This is a genomic window from Ramlibacter sp., from assembly GCF_028291745.1.
Taxonomy (GTDB): domain Bacteria; phylum Pseudomonadota; class Gammaproteobacteria; order Burkholderiales; family Burkholderiaceae_C; genus Ramlibacter.
The window spans coordinates 85,818-104,531 of record NZ_JAQGNQ010000083.1 but is presented as its reverse complement, the minus strand read 5'-3'; the positions used below and the strand labels follow the sequence as shown (position 1 = coordinate 104,531).

Genomic DNA, 18,714 nt, shown 5'->3' with positions numbered 1-18,714 from the left:
AGCAGCATAAAGGCGCCGAAAGTCGCTCAAAAAGGCGCGGGACGTCTCACAAGATCATGAATTCATCGAGTTTCCGAGAATCGCGCCAGTACGTGCGACTCTCGATTTCGAGATGTTCAGACCTTCCTTAGCGCAGCGGCATGCGATGCCTGCAAACAACCTGCTGTTGGTGTTCAAGCGCTCTTGAGTGAGGCCGCTTCTGGCCGAAGCAGCCATTCTCGGCCCCGACTCCTAAGTCGCAGGCTTCAGACCGTATCGAGCCATCACCTGCAGCAGCTTCGCCTTGTCGGGCGGGCCACCTGCACTCAGCACCGCAGCAACGTCACGGAAGTACTGGGCGCCGATGTCGGGAGTGTTGGTGACCAGTGCCCGCGCTGCCTCTCGATGCGGATTGCTGAATGCGTGCACCGCGCCGCGAGGCGTGAACATCCAGTCCCCCGCTGAAAGGTCGCGTTCTTCCCCGTCGACCCGGTAGCGAAGAACGCCCTCGAGCACATAGATGAACTCGTCGTTGTGCGAGTGGCTGTGCGCGGGCGGCACATTGGAACCGGCGGGAACCGTCAGCTCGAAGCTGCCCATCTCCTGCCTGGCAGTGCCGTCGCGCAGGTAACGAATCGAGAGTTGCCCAATCCCGATCAAGGCATCATCGCTGCGAGCCTGCTCTGTCATTTGCGTCTCCTCTGCGGCGCGATCGTAGCAAACGGCGGGCTCGGAGGACAGGCGGGCCAGGACGGCCCGACAATCCGGAGGCTGAAAGCACCTGCCGACCTCCTGATCCTCACGGGCGAAGGGCTCCTCGACAGGGTCGCGGCCAGCTTCAAGAACCTGCTTCGGCACTCCTTGCTCTAACCGGAACCTCATTGTTGCCGCACATTCCACCACCACTCGGTTCGCGCACGGGGCGCATCGTCGCCACCGGATGCGTTCTGGCGATCCTCTACTTCGGCCGCGCATTCCTTGCGCCGATCGCGCTGGCCGCCATTCTCAGCTTGCTGATTGCGCCACTCAAACGCAAGCTGGCGCGCATCGGCCTCGGACACGCGGCGGGTGCACTGGTGTCGGTCGTGCTCGTGGGCGCCTGCCTCGCCGCGGTGGCCGCAGTGCTGGGGTCCCAGCTGGTCACGGTCGCGGCCGATCTGCCGCAGTACCGGGAAGCCATTCGCTCCAAACTGGAGCATGCAAGGGAACTCACGGTTCGTCCGCTCGAGCAGATGGAATCGGTGCTGCGCACCGTGGTGCCGCCGGCGCACCCGACGACCACCAGCAAGCCGCGTGGGCGAGCAGGCCAGGCGGCAGCCGACCCACAGTCTCCGCCGGTCCAGAGCCGTGAGCCGACGACGGCGGCCGAGGCGATCGCCTGGCTCGTCTCATTCGCGTGGGGACCGGTTGGCCAGGTAGGAATCGTGCTGGTGCTGCTGGTCTTCATCCTTCTGGAGCATGAAGGTCTTCGCGACCGCATGATCAGCCTTGCCGGCGCGGAGGCAGGCAGGACGATGCGAGCCGTGGAAGATGCAGCCCAGGGCGTCTCCCGGTTCTTCGTTTCCCAGTTCTTCGTGAACGTGACCTTCGCAGTCGTGCTCGGCTCCGCCCTGTGGATCGTGGGCGTTCCGCACGCCGCCCTCTGGGGCGCGCTGGCGGGCGTGGGGCGGTTCGTCCCCTACGTCGGCGCCCTGGCCGCCGGTGCCGCCATCGCGGCTTTTGCCGCTGCCGTCGATCCAGGCTGGTCGCTCATGTTCTGGAGCGCGGGCCTGTTCCTCGTGCTCGAAGCGTTGGTTGCGCACCTGGTGGAGCCCCGGGTTTATGGCCAAACCAGCGGCATGGCGCCCCTGGGTGTGATCGTCTCCGCGCTGTTCTGGGGTGCCATCTGGGGTCCTGTGGGCCTCCTGCTCTCCACGCCGATGACCCTGTGCCTTGTCGTGGCAGGGCGCCACGTGCGCGCGCTGGAGCCGATCTCGATTCTTTTCGGCGAGGCTCCTGGGCTGACAGCCGGATTGCGGCTTTACCAGCGTGCACTCTCCGGCGAATCGGGCGAGATCGTTGCAGCCGCCCGGATCTACCTGCGGCGCAGCAACTTCGCGCGCTATTGCGACCAGATCCTGCTGCCCGGCCTGGCTCTCGCCGCCGCCGACTTCCGGGTCGGCCGGATCGGCAGCGAGCAGCAGGATCGGATCCGGCTCACCATCGCGGCAGTCGCGGAATCCCTCAGCGCCGTCAAGCGGCATGAGGGCGCCAGTCGCAAGCGCCGATCCACCTCGCTGCTGGAGGCGGACGTCGGCGCGCACCTGCGCGCACTGCGCGATCAGGGGCTCGATCGCTGGCAGGGAGCCCCACCGCTGCGTGCCGGCCAACTTGTCCTCTGTGCAGGGCTCGGAACCACGCGCGACGACGTGCTCACGCAGTTGCTGGTGCAGGCACTCCGGGACGAAGGCATCCAGGCGGCCGGCTTGTCGCTCGCTCGAACGCTGGACGCGCCGCACGAGGGCAAGTCTGCCCCATTTTCGACAGTGTTCCTGGCCTACCCGCTCGAGGAGAATCTGGACGCCTGGCAAGCAGCCGCGAACAACGTGCGCGTCTCGTTTCCGGAGGCCATGCTGCTGACGGTCAAGCTGCCCCTCGAGGAAGGTGTCGCAGACGAAGCGGTCGTGCAGGGACAGGTCGACCTCCTCGTTCGATCGTTCTCGGAGGCCGTCGCGTTCGAGCTCAGTGGTCGTCTGGACGCCGCCGCAATCTGACCTTTCGGCATGCCTGCTTCGGGCCGGGAGCGGAAGTGATCGGGCCAAGGAACCCGGCTCAGAGGGTCACCGGAATTCAGGCAATGGCGAGGCAGCGGGCGAGTTCGCGCATCAGCAAAGGCGGGCTCGCCAGCACGGGACAGGGCAACTCCTCGGCCAGCGGGCCGGCCAGGTGCGCGAGTGAGGCCTGCGCCAGCACGAGCACATCGACCTCCCTGGCCAGGCGCGTCGCGGAATCGCGGACGAGGAGGTCGTGGGTTGCACGGTCCCCCGACAACAGCGCCTGGTAAGCCGCCGCGTTGACTTCCGTGCGCACCTGGATTTCGCGCTCCTGCTGCACGGCGTGGGACTGCAGCAAGGCGGTGCTAGGCGCGACCGTGCTGCTTGCGGTGCACATCAGGCCGATGCGCTGCCCGCTGCGGACGGCTTGCGCGGCCATCGGGTCGTCGATCTTGAGGATGGGCAGGTCGGTCATCCGGCGGGCCACATCCACCCCGGGCGAGGTGGACGAGCAGGTCATCACGATCAGACCGGCGCCGGCATCGGCAGCGAGCATCAGTTGCTCCGCGACGCGGCGGTGCACCTGCGCTGGCGAGGCGCCACGCAGCAGATCCTGCAGCAGGCTCTCGTTGAGGATGTGGAAGGCGTCGACTTCCGGCTGCTGCGCCCGCATCAGCTTGCGGAATTCATCGGCGAGAAAGCCCACCGTATGGACGAACGCGACGCGCACGGTCATGTGCTTCTCCTTGCAATGCGGGGCGCTAGACCGCGCCCCGGGTGTTGACGTAGAGGCTGTACAGCGACTGGCTGCCGGCCATGAAGAGGCGATTGCGCTGCAGCCCGCCGAAGCACAGGTTGGCGCAGCGCTCGGGCAGGCGGATGCGGCCGATGCGCTCGCCTTGCGGCGAGAACACCATCACGCCATCGAGCTCGGGATCGCCCATGCCCCAGCCGCACCAGAGGTTGCCGTCCTCGTCGACGCGCAGGCCGTCGGGGATGCCCGGTCCGCAGTCGACCAGCACGCGTGGGTTGCGCAGCAGCTTGCCGTCGACGACGTCGCAGGCCACGATGTTGCGCTGGGGCCGGGCGCGGCTTTGCACCACGTAGAGCTTTGATTCGTCCGGCGAGAACGCCAGGCCATTCGGTCCCAGGATATCGCCGGTCGCGACCGTCACCGTTCCGCTCTCGCCATCGATGCGGTACACATTGGTGGGCAACTGCGGCTCGGCCCGGAAGCCCTCGTAGTCGTTGGAGATGCCGAAGGGCGGATCGGTGAACCAGAGGCTGCCGTCGGACTTGGCCACGACGTCGTTCGGCGCGTTGAGCGGCTTGCCTTCGAAGCGGTCGGCCAGCACCGTGATGCGGCCGTCGTATTCGGTGCGCGTCACGCGGCGCTTGCCGTGCTCGCAGGTCACCAGCCGGCCTTGCCGATCGCGCGTGTTGCCATTGGCGAAATCCGAGGGCCTGCGGAACACGCCCACCGCGCCCGTCTCCTCCTCCCACTTCATGATGCGGTTGTTCGGGATGTCGCTGAAAAGGAGGTAGCGGCCGTCGCCGAACCACACGGGTCCTTCGGTGAAGCGGAATCCGGTGGCGAGCCGCTCCACGGCCGCCAGAGCTATGCGGTATTTCTCGAAGCTCGGGTGCAACACCTGCACCGCGGGATCGGGATAGCGCGGGCTGGGCTGCCAGGACGGGATCGCCTCCATCAGCGCTCCGCCATCCGCTGCAGCAGCCCCTTGGCGCCGCGCATGATGATGGACGTGTCCGTGGCCACGCCAACCATCTCGACGCCCTGCGCGATGCGGCGTTTGGCTTCCGCTTCGTTGAGGGTGAGATAGCCCGCCGGCTTGCCGATGCGGCGCAGGCGTGCGAAGGCATCGTCCACGGCGGCCTGCACCTCGGGATGCTGGCCGTTGCCGATGTGGCCCATCGAGGCAGCCAGATCCGCCGGGCCGATGAACACCGCATCCACACCCTCGACGCCAGCGATGGCTTCCAGGTTGCGCAAGGCCTCCACCGTCTCGATCTGCACGATCACGCACAGCTCGGACTGCGCGTTGTGCAGGTACTCGGTGTTCAGGCCGTAGCAGGCGGCGCGCGAACTGCCCGACACGCCGCGCACGCCGTGCGGCGGATAACGCGTGTAGCTGACGGCGGCGGCGGCCTCCTCGGCGGACTGCACGGAGGGAAACAGCAGCGTCTGTGCACCGGCATCGAGCAGGCGCTTGACCAGCACCATGTCGGACCAGGCCGGGCGCACGATGGCGCTCACCTCGAAGCTGGCCATGGCCTGCAGTTGCGCGATCACTTCGCCCAGGTCATTGGGCGAATGCTCGGTATCGAGCAGGATCCAGTCGAAGCCGCAGCCGGCGAAGAGTTCCACCAGCGTGTTGCTGGCGAGGGTGGAGAACATGCCGATCTGCTGGCGCTGGGTCAACGCCTGCTTGAAGCGGTTGGTCTGGGTTTGCATGGGAGTCCTGGGTTGCAAGGGCGGCACGTGGGCGAGCACGGCAGCGGTCAAGAATCGAACAGGCGCAGCGAGGCCATCCCGCCGTCCACAGTGAGCACCGTGCCGACGGTGGAACGCGCCTCGGGATGCGCGAGATAGAGCACGGCCCGCGCGACTTCCTCGGCGGAGACCATGAAACCCGTCGGCTGCCGGTTGTCGTAGACCTGGCGCTGCGCCTGGGGATCCGGCGCCTCTTCGATCAGCCGGGCGATGAAGGGCGTGTCCACCGTGCCAGGCGCCACGCAGTTCACGCGGATGCCCTCGTGCAGCAGGTCCGCCTGCATCGCCCGCGTCATGGCCTCGATCGCGCCTTTGGTGGCGGCGTAGAGGACGCGCCGGCGCAGTCCGGTGCCGGCGGTGCAGCTGGACATGTTGACGATGGCCGCGTGCCGCGACTGCCGCAGGAAGGGCAGCGCCGCGCGCGTGGCGCGGACGTAACCAAGCACGTTGATGTCGAAGATCCGGTGCCAGTCTTCCAGCGGGCCGTCTTCCACGGTGGCCGGATAGCTGATGCCGGCATTGTTCACGAGCAGGTCGATGCGGCCGGCATCGGCACCGAAGGACCCGATCGCGCTGTGCACCTCGGCGTCGCTGGCGACATCCGCCTGCAGGGCCAGCGCCCCGGAGGGAACTCCGGATACGTCGCGGTCCAGGACAGCTACGCGCGCGCCGGCCGCCAGCAGCGCCTCGGTCACGGCGCGGCCGATGCCGGCGCCGCCGCCGGTGACCACGGCCACGCAATCTGCAAAGGCTGCTTTCATGGCGGCGCGCTGTCAGGGCTTGGCGGTGGCCTTGATCTCGGTCGCCAGCGCTTCGTAGAAAGGCCTCTCCCTGGCCACGAAGTCGATCGTGTCCTTGGTGTCCAGGTAGCGGATCGTGAGGCCGCGGGCGTTCATGAACTCGATGAAGGACTTCTCCTTGATGCCCTTGGCAAAGCCGTCCTGCAGGAATTTCACCGCTTCATCCGGCGTTCCGGCCGGGGCGCCGACGGCGCGCCAGGTGCCGATCGAGAGATCGATGCCCTTCTCCTTCAGCGTGGGCACGCCGGGCAGGATGGCGCTGCGCTTGTCCGACATCACGGCCAGCACCTTCATCTTGCCGCCCTTGACCTGCTCGATCACTTCCGGCGGGCTGGCGACGAAGGCCTGGATGTGGCCGCCAAGCAGCGCCTGCACGGTGGGCGAGGCGCCGTTGTAAGGGATCTGCAGCAGCTCGATGCCGGCCTTCTTGGCGAAGGCCGCGGCGGACAGGTGCCAGATGTTGCCGAAGCCCGAGTTGCCCATGCTGATGGCGCCCGGGTTGGCCTTGGCCGCAGCGATCAGCGACTCGAGCGTCTGGAACTTCGAATCGGCGGACACCACGATGCACGCCGGGTCCTCGTTGACCATCAGGATCGGCCGGAAGTCCTTGCCCGCGAGATTCACCGGCATGAAGATCGGCAGGGTGAAAATCTCCGAGGTGTAGGAGTTCAGGTTCAGCCCGTTGGCCGGCTTGCGCGCCGCTTGCCCCAGCCCCACGGCGCCACCCGCGCCCGGCAGGTTCAGCACGACCACCGTGCGATCGAGGTAGGGACGCGAGGCCTCCATCAGCGCGCGGAAAGTCATGTCCGTGCCGCCGCCCGGTGGCACCGGGACGATGAAGTTGATGTTGCCTTCGGGCAGCGGCGACTTGCCGCCTTGCGCGAGGGCCTGCTGCGCCGGGGCGAAGGTGGCCAGTGCGGCGAGCGCCAGCGAGGCGAGCGCGACGCGGCGGGAGGTGGCTGCGGTCTTCATGGTTTGTCTCCGGAAAGGATTGTGTTGCAGGGAGGGGAGTCAGGAAAGCGCCGGCAGCGCGCCGGTGCGGCGGAAGGAGGCGTCGACGACTCGCTGGCGCGAGCTGCCGATGTGGTGCATCAGAGCCGCCACGGCCGCGGCGGCGTCACGCTGGCGCAAGGCCGCCAGGAAGCCGAGGTGCTCCTGCATCGCGGGCACCACGCGCTCGCTGGCGATCTGGCTCGCGTCCAGCGCGATCAGCCGCACGTGCAGGCTGTTGACGCGGTAGATCTCGGACAGGATCTCGTTGCCCATGGCGTCGACCATGCGGTCGTGCAGGCCCCAGTCCAGTTGCTGCGCGTCGTGATCGAGCAGGAGGTCGGGCACCGCAGACTGCGCCCGCGCCAGCATGCGCAGGTGCTCGGCCTCGATCGTGTCGAGCTCCGCCGGCGTGACGACCTGGCTGAAGTGCACGATGGCCTCGCGTTCCACCATCGAGCGCACCTGGAAGGCATTGCGAATCAGCTTGAGGTCCACCGGCGCGATCTGCAGTCCCCGTTTCGGTACCGTCAGCAGCAGGCCGGCCGCTTCCAGGCGCGGGATCAGTTCGCGCACGGCGCCCAGCGGCATGTGCAGCATCTCGACCAGCTCGCGTTGCGAAACGAACTGGCCCGGCCGCAGCCGCGCTCCGCGCAGTTGCTCGCAGAAGCGTTCGTAGGCCTCGGCCCGGCCGGAGAGCACGCGCGTGTTCACGAGAGGGTCCTAAAGCGCCTGCACCATGCGCTGCACGGCGACCATGCCGGGGTCGTCCAGGCCGATGCTGCGCTGCGCGAACATGCGCGCGCGACCGATGCGGTTGGGGCGATTGCGAAAGGCATCGAGCGCCTCCTGCGCCGCCGCCCGCACCATCGTCTTGAGCGCCGACGGCGCGCCATCCCTGGCATGCCGCAGCGCGCTGGCAATGGCGGCCAGGCTATCGAGCATGGTCTTGTCGCCCTGCACGGCGCCACCCCGCTGCGAGAGCGCAGCTTCCACGCCATCGAGCAATTCGACCAAGCCGGCGCGGTCCAGCGCGGCGCGCTCGCCGATGCTCTTGGCGGCGGTGAGGAAGGCGAGCGCCAGCAGCGTGCCGAAACTCGAACCGGAGGCACGGGCACACGCTTGCGCGCAGCCCTTGAGCAAGTCATCGAGTGTCGTCGGCGCAGCGACGAGCAACTCGCGGATGTTGGCCGCGCACTTGGAAAGCGTGGCGCCCAGGTCGCCATCGCCCAGGCAGCCATCGAGCGCATTGAGTTCGGGCGCCGCCGCCTCCAGAGCGTCGCAGCAGCGGGCCAGCGCGGAGTGCAGCACGGTGGCATCCACCAGGGTCTGGTCGTGCATCACACCCTCCAGAACGGGCACTGCGCCGGCGCCTTCAGCAGGCGCTCCAGCTCGGCGTCGAGAGGCATCAGCGTCAGCGAGGCGCCGGCCATTTCCATCGACGTGGCATAGCGGCCCACCAGCGGCATCACGGGCGTGATGCCACGCTGCGCCAGCACCTGCGCGATGCGGCGATAGAGGATGTAGAGCTCCTCGTGCGGCGTCGCGCCCAGGCTGTTCACCAGCACCGCGACGCGGCTGCCGCGATCCAGCGGCAGTTCCGGCAGCAGGTGCGACAGCATTTCGTCGGCCAGGGCGTCGGCGCTCTTCATGGCGCCGCGCCAGATGCCCGGCTCGCCATGGATGCCCATGCCGAACTCGATCTCGCTGTCGGCGATGGTGAAACTGGCCTTGCCCGATTCCGGCACCACGCAGGGCGTGAGCGCCACGCCGATCGAGCGGCAGGCATCGGCAGCCTTCTGTGCGGCGGCCGTCACTTGCTTCAGGGAGGCGCCTTCAGCGGCACGGGCACCGGCGATCTTGAACGCGTACACCATGCCGGCGACGCCGCGACGCTTCATCCGGTCTTCCGTGCTGGCGCTGGCCACGTCGTCGGCCACGCGCACCGAGGTGACCTCCAGGCCTTCCATCTGCAGGAACTCCTGGCACATGTCGAAGTTCATGCGGTCGCCGCCGTAGTTGCCATACAGCTGCAGCACGCCGGCCCCGGCGTCGGCCGCGCGCACGGCCGCCTGGCAGTCAGCCACGCGCGGGCCGGCAAACACGTTGCCGACGGCGCAGGCATCGAGCAGGCCTTCGCCCACGTAGCCGAGGAACACCGGCAGGTGGCCGGAGCCGCCGCCGGTGACGATGCCCACCTTGCCCGGGGAGGTACCGACGGTGCGGGCGATCACCCGGCCGTCGTCGCCCAGGCGCCGCAACGCCTCGGGATGCGCGGCCACCAGGCCTTCGAGCATCTCGTCGACGTAGGCCTGCGGACTGTTCAGGATCTTCTTCATGGCGGCGTCCGGCTTGCGCTCAGATGTCGTAGCGCAGCACGCGGTCCAGCTCGCGCCGGATCGCCACGGCCTGCTGCTCGGACGTCGCGGGCATGGGCATGCGCGGCACGCCGGTCTCGCAGCCTTGCAGCGACAACGAGAACTTGATGTTGGCCGGCAGGTTGTCGAAGGCGATCGTGTTCCAGAAGCGCAGCAGGGCTTCGTGGATCTCCTTGGCCTTCTTGTGGTCGCCGGCCTGCACCGCGTTCCACAGGTTCAGGCACACGCCCGGCACCGCCGCGGGGTTGGCGGCGATGGTGCCGTGGCAGCCCAGGGCAAAGGAGGGATAGAGCAGCGCGTCGACGGCGCTGTAGACCTTCTTGCCGGCCGGCAGGTTGATCAGCAGGTCGGCCATCAGCTTCAGGTCGCCAGCGGATTGCTTGACGCCGATCACGCCCGGCATGTCGCGCATGATGCGCACCAGCAGCGCGGGGCTGAGGTAGTTCCAGGGCACGACGTTGTAGATGATGACCGGGAACTTCGTCGACTCGGACAGCGCCTTGAAGTGCTTGTAGGTCGAGTCTTCGTCCGGCTTGAACACGTAGTGCACCGGGGTGACCTGCAGGCCCGCCATCGGCAGGTGGGCGATCGACTTCGCGCGGGCGATGGCGTCGCGCGTGCTGTTGACGATGATGCCGGCGATCACGGGAATGGCGCCGTTCACCTCTTCGCAGGCGATCTCCATCAGGCGCTTGAATTCCTCGGGCGAGTAGGTGTGGCCTTCGCCGGAGCTGCCGCCCACGCAGATGCCGTGGACCTTCTTCCTGACCATGAAGCGGACGACCCCGCGGAAGGCCTGCTCGTCGACTTCGCCGTCGGCGGTAAACGGGGTGACGATGGGCGGGATGATGCCGGTTAGGTCGTGGTTCATGGCTCTGCTTTCCTTGCGATGCGGTGTTATGACGCGCTGATGTTCTACTGACATGTCAGCGTCATGTCACAGGACAAACCCTGACACGGATGCGTGCGGACCCGCGGTAGACGCGCGCGACAATGGGGCCGTGACTCCACCCGCCACCAAAAGAAAAACCGCGCCCGTGCCGCCGCCCGGCGCCGGGGACGAAGCCCCCGTTCCGCCGAGCCTGCGGGCGCTGGCCTATGAGCGCTTCCGCCAGCAGATCCTGGCCGGCCACCTGCGGGCGGGCCAGTTCGTATCGCAGCGCGAACTGGTCAAGCTGCTGGCGGTGCCGCTGGGCGCCGTGCGGGAAATGATTCCCCGCCTGGAAGCCGCCCGCCTGCTGGTTACCGTGCCCAAGCGCGGCCTGCAGATCGCGCACATCGACCTCAAGCTGATCCGCAATGCCTTCCAGGTGCGCTCGATGATCGAGCGCGAGGCGGTCCTGCACTACGTGCGCACGGCCAGCGACGAAGAGCTGGACGAGGAGGAAAGGCAGCACCGCGCCGTGCTGGAACGGGCGCTCTCCGGCAAGCCCGATCCGCGCCTCGACCAGGACGCGCTCGCCGTGGACTGGCAACTGCACGACCGCATGGTCGATGCGATGGGCAACGAGATCCTTTCAGAGATCTACCGCGCCAACAGCCTGCACGTGCGCATGATTCGCCTCGATGCGCAGCAGGTGCGTCGGCACCGCGTCGTGCCGGCCATGGAGGAGCACCTGAAGTTCATCGCGCTGCTCAAGGCACGCGATCAGGCCGGGGCCGTGCAGGCGATGCAGGAGCACGTGGAGCAATCACGCCAACGCGTGCTGCACACCATCCTGCGCGAAGGCGCTTGAGTGGCGTCGCTTGGCTTACATCGCCGGGCGCCCCTCGGTAGCGCTTGTGGCCGTACCGAAAAAGACGTGCCGACCGCAAGACAGGGGCAGCGCACGCCGCGCGCCGACCCAGGTCCTGCAGATCGAGCTTCTCGGCCGCGTTGGATATGCCAAATCAGCAAAAGGCTGCTTGTGGCTGCGCATCACTACTGCGAGCGTCCAACGGATTGAGCGTATGCTCATTCAAGGATATCCGCTCGGGCGCGCCGTCGAGCAGCAGGAACCAGTGCCGGGTCCCCTGCACTGCTCCTTCAGCTTCGCGATCTCACTGCGGAGCCACGGGCCTCAGGAGCCGCCAGCCCGACAAACCTTGCAGTTCCTGCTGTCGGACGCATAGGATGGGAGGGCGAGCAGAGGAGCGTTCCATGGCTGAGCATTCGGGGCACATGCTGGAGTTCCTGCGGCAACCATCGGCCGCATCGCCTGCGTGGCTGCGTTCCTACGGTTTGGCTGCCGGCCTGTTCGGGATCGCGCTCGGACTGGGCTTGATCGCCCAACAGCTGGGGCTGGAGAACCTGGCATTTCCGCTCCTGCTCATGGTCGTCGCGGCCACGGTCTGGTACGCGGGGCCAGGCCCGGGCGCTCTCGCAATCCTGCTCTCGACCGTGGGCTTCGACTTCTTCTTCATCGACCCGCGCTACAGCCTCGTCATCGAAAGCGCCAACTACCCCTACATTGCCGCCTATATCCTGTTCGCGGTCATGGTCGGCTGGTTCGGCGCGACGAGGCGCCGGATCGAGCAGGAGCTGCGCCAGGCGCGCCACGACCTGCGAAAGCTCAATGCGGACCTCGAACGACGAAGCACCGAGCTCGAGGTGAGCAACAAGGAGCTGGAAGCCTTCGCGTATTCCACGTCGCATGACCTGCGGGCGCCGCTGCGGCACGTCGTGGGCTATACCGAGCTGCTGCAGAAGAACGCCCACGCGACGCTGGACGAGAAGAGCCGCCGCTATGTGGCGATGGTCCTGGAATCGGCGAAGAAGATGGGCGAGCTGATCGACGACCTCCTGGCCTTCTCGAAGATCGGGCGCGCCGATACGCGCAACACGCTCGTGGACCTGGGCGACCTGGTACGGGAAGTGAAGAAGGAAGTCGAAGGGGATGAGAACGGGCGCAAGATCGCCTGGAAGATCGGTGCCCTGCCCTCGCTGCATGGCGACCGCGCGATGCTGAGAATCGCCCTCGTCAATCTCCTTTCCAACGCCGTCAAGTTCACGCGCACGCAGCCGCAAGCCGAGATCGAGATCGGCTGCGCCGATGCCAGGGAAGGCGAGGTCGTGGTGTACGTCAGGGACAACGGAGTGGGCTTCGACATGCAGTATGCGAACAAGCTGTTCGGCGTGTTCCAGCGGCTTCACACCCTCGAAGCCTTCGAAGGCACCGGCATCGGACTGGCCACGGTGCAACGCATCGTGGCTCGCCACGGGGGCAGGGTCTGGGCGGACGGCATTGTGGATGGGGGCGCCACCTTCTATTTCTCGGCCCCGGCCACCGAAAGGAGCCAACCATGAGCGGACTGGGAAGGATCTTGCTGGTCGAGGACGACCCAAAGGATGTCGAGCTCACGCTGGAGGCGCTGGGCGACTACAACCTGGCGAACGAGGTCGTCCTCGTGCGCGACGGCGCAGAGGCTCTCGACTACCTCTATTGCCGGGGCGACTTCGCGGAGCGCGCGAAGGAGAGCCCCGCCGTCCTGCTGCTCGACCTGAAATTGCCCAAGATCAACGGGCTGGAAGTGCTGCAGCGGATCAAGGCCGACGAGAGGTTGAGGATGGTCCCCGTCGTGGTCCTCACGTCCTCCCGGGAGGAGTCGGACATGGTGACGAGCTACCAGCTGGGCGTGAACGCCTATGTGGTCAAGCCGGTCGATTTCCACGAATTCGTCAACGCGATCAAGGAGCTCGGAATCTTCTGGGCGATCATCAACGAGGCGCCGCCGGGCAGCGTCGGATGGAAGCGCTGAGCTCCGCAGACCCGGCTCTGCGCATCCTGCATCTCGAAGACAACGCGAGGGATGCCGAACTCATCCGGGATGTGCTCGAGAGCGAAGGGATCGTCTGCCAGGTGACCCGGGTCGAATCCGCGAACGACTACATCGCTGCGCTCGATGCCGCCGCGTTCGACCTGATCCTCGCCGACTTTTCCCTGCCTTCCTTCGACGGCCTCTCGGCGTTGAAGATCGCGCTGGAAAAGCGTCCCGATGTCCCGTTCATCTTCGTTTCCGGAACCCTGGGCGAGGAGGTGGCGATCGACGCGCTCAAGATCGGCGCAACCGACTACGTCCTCAAGCAGCGGCTGGCGAGGATCGTGAGCTCGGTGCGCCGGGCCTTGCGCGAGGCCCGGGACCGGGCCGAGCGCAAGCAGGCGGAACAGCAGTTGCGACGCAGCGAGGCGTTCCTCGCCGAGGGCCAGAGGATCAGCCACACCGGGAGCTGGGGATGGGTGCTGGCCACCGGGAAGGTGACCTGGTCGGAAGAGCACTACCGCGTGCTGGGGTTCGAACCGGGGGAGGAAGAGCCGTCCGTTGATCTGTTCCTGAGCGCGGTTCATCCCGAGGACCGATCGCGCGTGCGGCACGCCTTCGAAGACGCGACGGGCGCGAAACGGGCTTATGCCTTGAGCTATCGCGTGGTCGTGCCGGATGGATCCATCCGGCATCTGCGCACCATGGGCCGCCCGGTCTTGAACGAAGCGGGTGAAGTCGACGAATTCATCGGCACGACCTCGGACATCACGGAGCGCGTGCAGGCGGAAGCGGCGCTGCTGGCGCGCCAGGAAATGCTCGATCTCGCGCAGAAGGCCGCGCGCGCAGCCGCATTCGAGTGGCGCATCGGCGTGGGCGTCGGGGCCAATCGCTGGTCGGCGGACCTCGATGCGATGTACGGACGCGGGCCGGGGGCCCCCGAACTGAGCTTCGACACCTGGAAAAAGCTGGTCCATCCGGACGATTGGCCGGCCGTGAAGGCCGCGATCGCGCGCGCCAGGGACTCGGGCGATGTCGCCGCGGAGTACCGCGTCATTCATCCGGACGGCTCCGTGCACTGGCTGCAGGCGAAGGGCCGGATGTTCTTCGACCAGGCAGGCGAACCGGTGCGCATCGTGGGAGTCATGGCCGACGCCACGGAGCGGCACCAGGCCGAGGACGAGTTGCGGCGAATGGAGTCCCGGCTGCGGCAGGCCGAGAAAATGGAGGCGATCGGGCGGGTCGCCGGCGGCATCGCGCACGACTTCAACAACGTGCTGGGCGGCATCCTCGCATACGGTGAGACGCTGGTCGACGAAACGCCCGAGGCCTCCGCTCTCAGGCGCTATGCGGAGAACGTACTCAAGGCCGCGAACCGCGGGCGCGCGCTGGTGCAGCAACTCCTGGTCTACAGCCGCAGTCAGCGCGGCAAACGGGTGCGGGTCGACCTGTCGGAGGTGCTGGCGGAGACCCTGGAGCTGGTGCGGGGCACGCTGCTGCCGAACATCGTTCTCGAAGCCAGCCTCCCCGGGCCGCCGCTCGTGGTGATCGGCGATGCCACCGAGCTGCACCAGGTGGTCATGAACCTGTGCAGCAATGCGATGCAGGCGATGAGCGGCAGCGGTCACTTGCACGTGGATCTGGCAGTCACGGAAATCGCAGAGCAGAGCGTGCTGTCGCACGGCACGCTCCGGCCAGGCCCGCACGCGTGCCTGTGCGTCGGGGACGAGGGCTGCGGCATGGACGAGGCGACGCTGTCGCGCATGATGGAGCCGTTCTTCACCACCAAGGAAGTCGGCCGGGGAACCGGCCTGGGCCTCTCGATCGTCTACGCCATCGTCGCCGATACGGGTGGCGCCATCGACGTGAAGAGCGCGGTGGGTCAGGGGAGCACGTTCACGGTCTACCTCCCTTTGGCCGATGGCACTGCGCCTGCCTGAGGGCCGGCGCCGGGGCGGAGGTCGCCAATGCGCAGCGCCTGCGGCGCCCCGCCCGGGGCCGGCCAGGTGGATGCCCTCGCCCACTAGCTGAGCACTCTGCAGCCTGCCGGTTCCAGCCCTGAGGCCGGCGCGGGAACGCGTCCCGTCACGCACCCGAGTTGTACTCGTCCGGCTCGATGTAGACCATCACGCGGCGGTCCAGCATCCCGGGGGGCGCGACCCGCCGCAAGTCGAAGGAGCTCACGCTCCACGCGCCGTCGAAGTCGTACCCGAAGGACTCGCCGTTGGCGACGAAGCGCACGGTGTCGCCGTACGAGACATTCACATACCGGGTGTTCGGCCCGATGGCGACGCTGTGGGTGGCCGACTGCGGCGCCACGCGGTCGCCCAGCAGTCCGATGGGCGTCTGCGGCCAGGCCGCGTGCGCGCCCACCGCGACCAGCAGGCCGGCGATCATGAAGGCAGGGGTTCTTGGTGTCATGGGGATCTCCATTGCTCGGGAGGCGCACAGCGCGCCTTGCCCCAGACCCATGCTGCCCGGCGCCCGTTGCCCTGGCATGAGCGAACCAGGCGCTGCCCACGACAACTGCAGGCCGCCGCTGCCGGTGAAAGTCGCTCACGCGGCTCGGAGACCGGCGCTTGTACAAGTGCAACGGGCCGCGGGCGGGCGTGAAGCACCGGCGTCACGCCCCGGCGGTGCAATGGCTCCGTAGCGACCGGAGTCCCGGTCCATCCAGAAGGAGCATTCCATGAACGCACTCCGAAGCTTCACTCTCGCCACACTCGCCGGGCTCTGCCTCGCGGGCCTCTCCGGCCAGGCGCGGGCCCAGGTCGCCGTGGGCATCGGCCCCGAGCCCGTCTGCGCGTACGGCTTCTACGACGTCCCTCCCTACGCCTGCGCCCCATACGGCTACTACGGGCCCGACTGGTTCGTCGATGGACTGTTCATCGGGGCCGGCCCGTGGTTCCACGGCTCCCGCGACTTCCATGACCGGGCGGACCACGGGTTCGACGAGCATCTTGCCGGCATCGGCCACGAAGGCTTCGGTGGCCATGGGGGCGGTTTCGCCGGACATGCAGGCGGTTTTGGCGGGCATGAGGGCGGCTTCGGAGGTCACGGGGGTGGCGGCGGTCACGGGCGTTGACCGCATGGTTTCGCCCCTGATGGGGCGGACGGCCGCTGAAATCCGCGCGAGATGCCTTGCAACGAGAGCGCAGGCACCCTCGCGGTGCGCGCGTCTCGTGGCGGCCTGTTCCTCGCGTTCGCCGGGCTCTGCGGCGCGCCGGTTCAGCGCGCCGCCTGCTCCTCGGCCTGTGCTTGCTCGGCACCCTGGACCCCGCGGCGGATGGCTTCGGCGCTACCGCGCACCGGATCAGGCGCGTGCGCACGCTCGCGCCAGGCCTCGCGCAAGCGGCCCAGCACGGCCTCCAGCTTGTGGTCCGGGTGGTCGGCTCCATACTGGGCTGCCTCCTGCGCGATCTCGAGCGCCGGCGCGTCTGGCGGCAGCGCATCGGCCCGGGCGAGGCCCGCTCCGAAGAAGACGATCAGCGCGGCGGCGGAGAGGCGTGTCGCACGCGACAAGAAGATCCCTGCGGGGCGCGGCGATTGCGGGCGGCCCCGCTGCGAGGCCAGGTCGGATTTCATCTCATGCTCCTTCGGAAGGCGCATCCCCCTGGACGCGCACGTCCAATGTGGGCCCGCTGCGTGCACCGGGTGTTGCCTGCGTGCCGGGGCCAGACGACGGCTGCAACCTGCCGGCAACGCGCAAGGTTGCGGGCCACGCGACGGCTTCAGCTGTCATCGCGCGCGTCATGCCCTCCTCACACCCGCCCCGCACATTGGGGTGATCGGCCATCTGTTGGCTTACCTTGTGAAAGGCGCCCCGTTATGAAGCGGACTCTCTTGACGGCGGTGCTGGTTCTGCTGACGACGGCGGTGCTGGCCTTGCCCAGCGTGGAGGCGGTGGAGGCGCAAGTCCAGCACGGCAACTACGCGCACGCCGAAAGCACGATGCGCGAAGTCGTTGCCGCCAGGCCGGATAGCGCGAGGGCTCACTACGTCTACGCCGAGATCCTGGCGCACGACCGGCAATTCGACCAGGCAGCGCAGGAGCTGCGAACGGCCCGGCAGATCGAGCCGGACCTGCGCTTCACCCAGCCCGACAGGTTTCGCGCCTTCGAGCAAGAGCTCGGCAACGAGCAGCACCCGGCGCAGCGCACCCGCCAGATGGGGGGCGGGCCTGCGAGAGCCCCGGAAATGCAATCGATCCTGGGCGGCGGCCGCGGCGGCATCCCCGGTGCGGCATGGATCGTGGGCGCGGCCGCGATTGCGGTGCTGCTCTGGCGCGTGTTCAGCGCCAGGCGCCAGTTCGCATCCATGCCGCCCGCACCGGCGACCCCCGCCCTGACCGGTCCGGCGCCGCTTGGCCCTGGCGCGCCGCCACCCGGCAGCGCCTACGGCCTGGCGACAGGCCCGAACGCGGCCGGCAGCAGCCTGCTCGGGACCGGTCTTGCCGCGGCGGGGGGCCTCGCAGCGGGCATGCTGGTCGAGGATCTCCTCGACGGGCGCAACACTTCCACTGGCGTACCGGAAGTGGAGGCCGGCAGCCGCTCGGTGCCGGGCGTCACCAGCGGCGCGCCCGATGCGGATCCTGCTGCCGCCGACCTCGAGCAGCGCCGTATCGACTTTGGCTCGGGCGACGAGTGGGACGACGCTGGCGGGCTGGCCGACAACGGCAGCAGTGGCGATGACGGCGGCAGCAACGATGGTTGGTAACGTACATCCCCGCTGCGTGCACGGCCTGGCGTGCCGGGCACGCCTGATTCACCGCAGCGGGACCGGGAGATCCAGCTTCGACACCCGGGTGCCCTCGACATTCGCCGCCGCCATCAGGCCGGAGTTGGTCAGCGCAAAGGCATTCACGGCGGCCGTGGCGCTGCGGGTGTCCAGGGTGCCATTGGCGCCTGCCCTCAGCACCGCAACCGATGCATCGACGCCCGCGGTCCAGCCCTTGCTGGTGAGGAAGCGGTCCAGCGCCTCCTGCGTCATGAACATGAAGACGAGAGCCTTGGACTCCGCGCCGGCTTGCAGGCCCAGCGACAGACCCGTGGTCTGGTAATAGCCGACCGTCTGATCGCGGACCTGGAGCGCGCCACGGCCGTAGTCGCCGCCGACCACGAGGCCCGCGGCGACGACCCGCGGGAACACCAGGATTCCGTTCGCCTTGCGCGCCAGTTCCCTCGACCCCGGGACGCTCGAATACAGGGTGGCGAGGGTCGCTTCGACACCGTTGTCGATCGCCGTCTCCTGCTGGCCAGGCGAGGCGCCGGACCCCATGTTCGTGGTGCAGCCGGCCAGCAGCAGTGCGGCCGCAACCGAGGCGGCCGCCGTCATCGTCTTGATCCGGTGATGCATCGAGTTTCTCCTGCCTGTTCGGGGGTGCCCACTGTCGGATCCGCGCGTTGCCCACCCGTTGCACGGAGCCGCCCCGGGGTCGCATCTGAAACAATCTCCATCAGAGGCGGATGTGGAACAGCTGCTGCACCACGACGGCGTCGCGTGTTCGGATTCAGCTCCCGGCCGTCGAAGCGGCAGGCACGGATACCCTCGGGCCGGCCTTGCCG

Annotated in this window: 20 protein-coding genes; 7 read left to right on the top strand and 13 right to left on the bottom strand. The window is 67.9% G+C overall.

The window, feature by feature from the left end:
* Positions 1-231: 231 nt before the first annotated feature.
* Entirely contained in the window at positions 232-669 is a 438-nt protein-coding gene (locus tag JWP60_RS15325; RefSeq protein WP_299793004.1) for a cupin domain-containing protein, read from the bottom strand.
* A 191-nt stretch (positions 670-860) separates the two neighbouring features.
* Between JWP60_RS15325 and JWP60_RS15320 the strand changes: the two genes are divergently transcribed.
* Positions 861-2,732: an AI-2E family transporter gene (locus tag JWP60_RS15320; RefSeq protein WP_299793001.1), complete on the top strand. Its 1,872-nt coding sequence runs from the start codon at positions 861-863 to the stop codon at positions 2,730-2,732.
* Positions 2,733-2,808: 76 nt separating this feature from the next.
* Here JWP60_RS15320 and JWP60_RS15315 read toward each other — a convergent pair whose 3' ends face one another.
* From JWP60_RS15315 to JWP60_RS15275, 9 genes are read right to left on the bottom strand one after another with little or no spacing between them, the layout of a single operon-like run.
* Positions 2,809-3,468, bottom strand: a complete 660-nt coding sequence (locus tag JWP60_RS15315; RefSeq protein ID WP_299792998.1) for an aspartate/glutamate racemase family protein — start codon at positions 3,466-3,468, stop codon at positions 2,809-2,811.
* Between the two features lie 25 nt (positions 3,469-3,493).
* Positions 3,494-4,441 (bottom strand): SMP-30/gluconolactonase/LRE family protein, encoded by a 948-nt coding sequence (locus JWP60_RS15310; protein WP_299792995.1) that lies wholly within the window; start codon positions 4,439-4,441, stop codon positions 3,494-3,496.
* Positions 4,441-5,205, bottom strand: a complete 765-nt coding sequence (locus JWP60_RS15305) for an aldolase/citrate lyase family protein (RefSeq protein ID WP_299792992.1) — start codon at positions 5,203-5,205, stop codon at positions 4,441-4,443. Before JWP60_RS15305 ends, JWP60_RS15310 begins: the two co-directional genes overlap by 1 nt.
* Positions 5,206-5,252: 47 nt before the next feature.
* On the bottom strand, positions 5,253-6,005 hold the full coding sequence (locus JWP60_RS15300; protein WP_299792988.1) for an SDR family oxidoreductase: 753 nt from the start codon (positions 6,003-6,005) through the stop codon (positions 5,253-5,255).
* A 12-nt stretch (positions 6,006-6,017) separates the two neighbouring features.
* A complete protein-coding gene (locus JWP60_RS15295) occupies positions 6,018-7,016 on the bottom strand; it encodes a tripartite tricarboxylate transporter substrate binding protein (RefSeq protein ID WP_299792985.1) in 999 nt (332 codons plus the stop codon).
* 39 nt (positions 7,017-7,055) lie between these two features.
* A complete protein-coding gene (locus JWP60_RS15290) occupies positions 7,056-7,748 on the bottom strand; it encodes a GntR family transcriptional regulator (RefSeq protein WP_299792982.1) in 693 nt (230 codons plus the stop codon).
* A gap of 9 nt (positions 7,749-7,757) precedes the next feature.
* Positions 7,758-8,375 (bottom strand): DAK2 domain-containing protein, encoded by a 618-nt coding sequence (locus JWP60_RS15285; protein WP_299792979.1) that lies wholly within the window; start codon positions 8,373-8,375, stop codon positions 7,758-7,760.
* Positions 8,375-9,373, bottom strand: a complete 999-nt coding sequence (locus JWP60_RS15280) for a dihydroxyacetone kinase subunit DhaK (protein WP_299792977.1) — start codon at positions 9,371-9,373, stop codon at positions 8,375-8,377. The genes JWP60_RS15285 and JWP60_RS15280 overlap by 1 nt, the downstream gene beginning before the upstream one ends.
* Before the next feature lie 19 nt (positions 9,374-9,392).
* Positions 9,393-10,283 (bottom strand): dihydrodipicolinate synthase family protein, encoded by an 891-nt coding sequence (locus JWP60_RS15275; protein ID WP_299792974.1) that lies wholly within the window; start codon positions 10,281-10,283, stop codon positions 9,393-9,395.
* Positions 10,284-10,413: 130 nt separating this feature from the next.
* On the opposite strand from JWP60_RS15275, the gene JWP60_RS15270 reads away from it, so the two are divergent.
* The 4 genes from JWP60_RS15270 (at position 10,414) to JWP60_RS15255 (ending at position 15,090) form a co-directional block, all read left to right on the top strand.
* Positions 10,414-11,148, top strand: a complete 735-nt coding sequence (locus JWP60_RS15270; protein WP_299792971.1) for a GntR family transcriptional regulator — start codon at positions 10,414-10,416, stop codon at positions 11,146-11,148.
* A 404-nt stretch (positions 11,149-11,552) separates the two neighbouring features.
* Positions 11,553-12,698, top strand: a complete 1,146-nt coding sequence (locus JWP60_RS15265; protein WP_299792968.1) for a PAS domain-containing sensor histidine kinase — start codon at positions 11,553-11,555, stop codon at positions 12,696-12,698.
* A complete protein-coding gene (locus tag JWP60_RS15260; RefSeq protein ID WP_299792965.1) occupies positions 12,695-13,150 on the top strand; it encodes a response regulator in 456 nt (151 codons plus the stop codon). Before JWP60_RS15265 ends, JWP60_RS15260 begins: the two co-directional genes overlap by 4 nt.
* On the top strand, positions 13,138-15,090 hold the full coding sequence (locus JWP60_RS15255; protein WP_299792962.1) for a PAS domain-containing protein: 1,953 nt from the start codon (positions 13,138-13,140) through the stop codon (positions 15,088-15,090). Before JWP60_RS15260 ends, JWP60_RS15255 begins: the two co-directional genes overlap by 13 nt.
* Before the next feature lie 145 nt (positions 15,091-15,235).
* On the opposite strand, the gene JWP60_RS15250 is transcribed toward JWP60_RS15255, so the two are convergent.
* Positions 15,236-15,571, bottom strand: coding sequence for a CzcE family metal-binding protein (locus JWP60_RS15250; RefSeq protein ID WP_299792959.1), 336 nt, complete (start codon positions 15,569-15,571; stop codon positions 15,236-15,238).
* A gap of 268 nt (positions 15,572-15,839) precedes the next feature.
* Between JWP60_RS15250 and JWP60_RS15245 the strand changes: the two genes are divergently transcribed.
* On the top strand, positions 15,840-16,235 hold the full coding sequence (locus JWP60_RS15245) for a hypothetical protein (protein ID WP_299792956.1): 396 nt from the start codon (positions 15,840-15,842) through the stop codon (positions 16,233-16,235).
* A gap of 143 nt (positions 16,236-16,378) precedes the next feature.
* Here the strand turns inward: JWP60_RS15245 and JWP60_RS15240 are convergent, their stop codons facing one another.
* The gene (locus JWP60_RS15240) at positions 16,379-16,735 is read right to left on the bottom strand and encodes a hypothetical protein (RefSeq protein WP_299792953.1); all 357 of its coding nucleotides are present in this window, start codon (positions 16,733-16,735) and stop codon (positions 16,379-16,381) included.
* Between the two features lie 243 nt (positions 16,736-16,978).
* Here JWP60_RS15240 and JWP60_RS15235 point away from each other — a divergent pair, with 243 nt between their 5' ends.
* The gene (locus tag JWP60_RS15235) at positions 16,979-17,866 is read left to right on the top strand and encodes a tetratricopeptide repeat protein (RefSeq protein WP_299792950.1); all 888 of its coding nucleotides are present in this window, start codon (positions 16,979-16,981) and stop codon (positions 17,864-17,866) included.
* A gap of 48 nt (positions 17,867-17,914) precedes the next feature.
* On the opposite strand, the gene JWP60_RS15230 is transcribed toward JWP60_RS15235, so the two are convergent.
* Positions 17,915-18,505, bottom strand: coding sequence for a YSC84-related protein (locus JWP60_RS15230; RefSeq protein ID WP_299792947.1), 591 nt, complete (start codon positions 18,503-18,505; stop codon positions 17,915-17,917).
* Positions 18,506-18,714: the final 209 nt, after the last annotated feature.

Bases quoted from the DNA above. Each gene is read 5' to 3' on its own strand.
- JWP60_RS15325 (WP_299793004.1), bottom strand. From the start codon at position 669: ATGACAGAGCAGGCTCGCAGCGATGATGCCTTGATCGGGATTGGGCAA.
- JWP60_RS15315 (WP_299792998.1), bottom strand. From the start codon at position 3,468: ATGACCGTGCGCGTCGCGTTCGTCCATACGGTGGGCTTTCTCGCCGAT.
- JWP60_RS15310 (WP_299792995.1), bottom strand. From the start codon at position 4,441: ATGGAGGCGATCCCGTCCTGGCAGCCCAGCCCGCGCTATCCCGATCCC.
- JWP60_RS15305 (WP_299792992.1), bottom strand. From the start codon at position 5,205: ATGCAAACCCAGACCAACCGCTTCAAGCAGGCGTTGACCCAGCGCCAG.
- JWP60_RS15300 (WP_299792988.1), bottom strand. From the start codon at position 6,005: ATGAAAGCAGCCTTTGCAGATTGCGTGGCCGTGGTCACCGGCGGCGGC.
- JWP60_RS15295 (WP_299792985.1), bottom strand. From the start codon at position 7,016: ATGAAGACCGCAGCCACCTCCCGCCGCGTCGCGCTCGCCTCGCTGGCG.
- JWP60_RS15285 (WP_299792979.1), bottom strand. From the start codon at position 8,375: ATGCACGACCAGACCCTGGTGGATGCCACCGTGCTGCACTCCGCGCTG.
- JWP60_RS15280 (WP_299792977.1), bottom strand. From the start codon at position 9,373: ATGAAGAAGATCCTGAACAGTCCGCAGGCCTACGTCGACGAGATGCTC.
- JWP60_RS15275 (WP_299792974.1), bottom strand. From the start codon at position 10,283: ATGAACCACGACCTAACCGGCATCATCCCGCCCATCGTCACCCCGTTT.
- JWP60_RS15265 (WP_299792968.1), top strand. From the start codon at position 11,553: ATGGCTGAGCATTCGGGGCACATGCTGGAGTTCCTGCGGCAACCATCG.
- JWP60_RS15260 (WP_299792965.1), top strand. From the start codon at position 12,695: ATGAGCGGACTGGGAAGGATCTTGCTGGTCGAGGACGACCCAAAGGAT.
- JWP60_RS15255 (WP_299792962.1), top strand. From the start codon at position 13,138: ATGGAAGCGCTGAGCTCCGCAGACCCGGCTCTGCGCATCCTGCATCTC.
- JWP60_RS15250 (WP_299792959.1), bottom strand. From the start codon at position 15,571: ATGACACCAAGAACCCCTGCCTTCATGATCGCCGGCCTGCTGGTCGCG.
- JWP60_RS15245 (WP_299792956.1), top strand. From the start codon at position 15,840: ATGAACGCACTCCGAAGCTTCACTCTCGCCACACTCGCCGGGCTCTGC.
- JWP60_RS15240 (WP_299792953.1), bottom strand. From the start codon at position 16,735: ATGAAATCCGACCTGGCCTCGCAGCGGGGCCGCCCGCAATCGCCGCGC.
- JWP60_RS15235 (WP_299792950.1), top strand. From the start codon at position 16,979: ATGAAGCGGACTCTCTTGACGGCGGTGCTGGTTCTGCTGACGACGGCG.
- JWP60_RS15230 (WP_299792947.1), bottom strand. From the start codon at position 18,505: ATGCATCACCGGATCAAGACGATGACGGCGGCCGCCTCGGTTGCGGCC.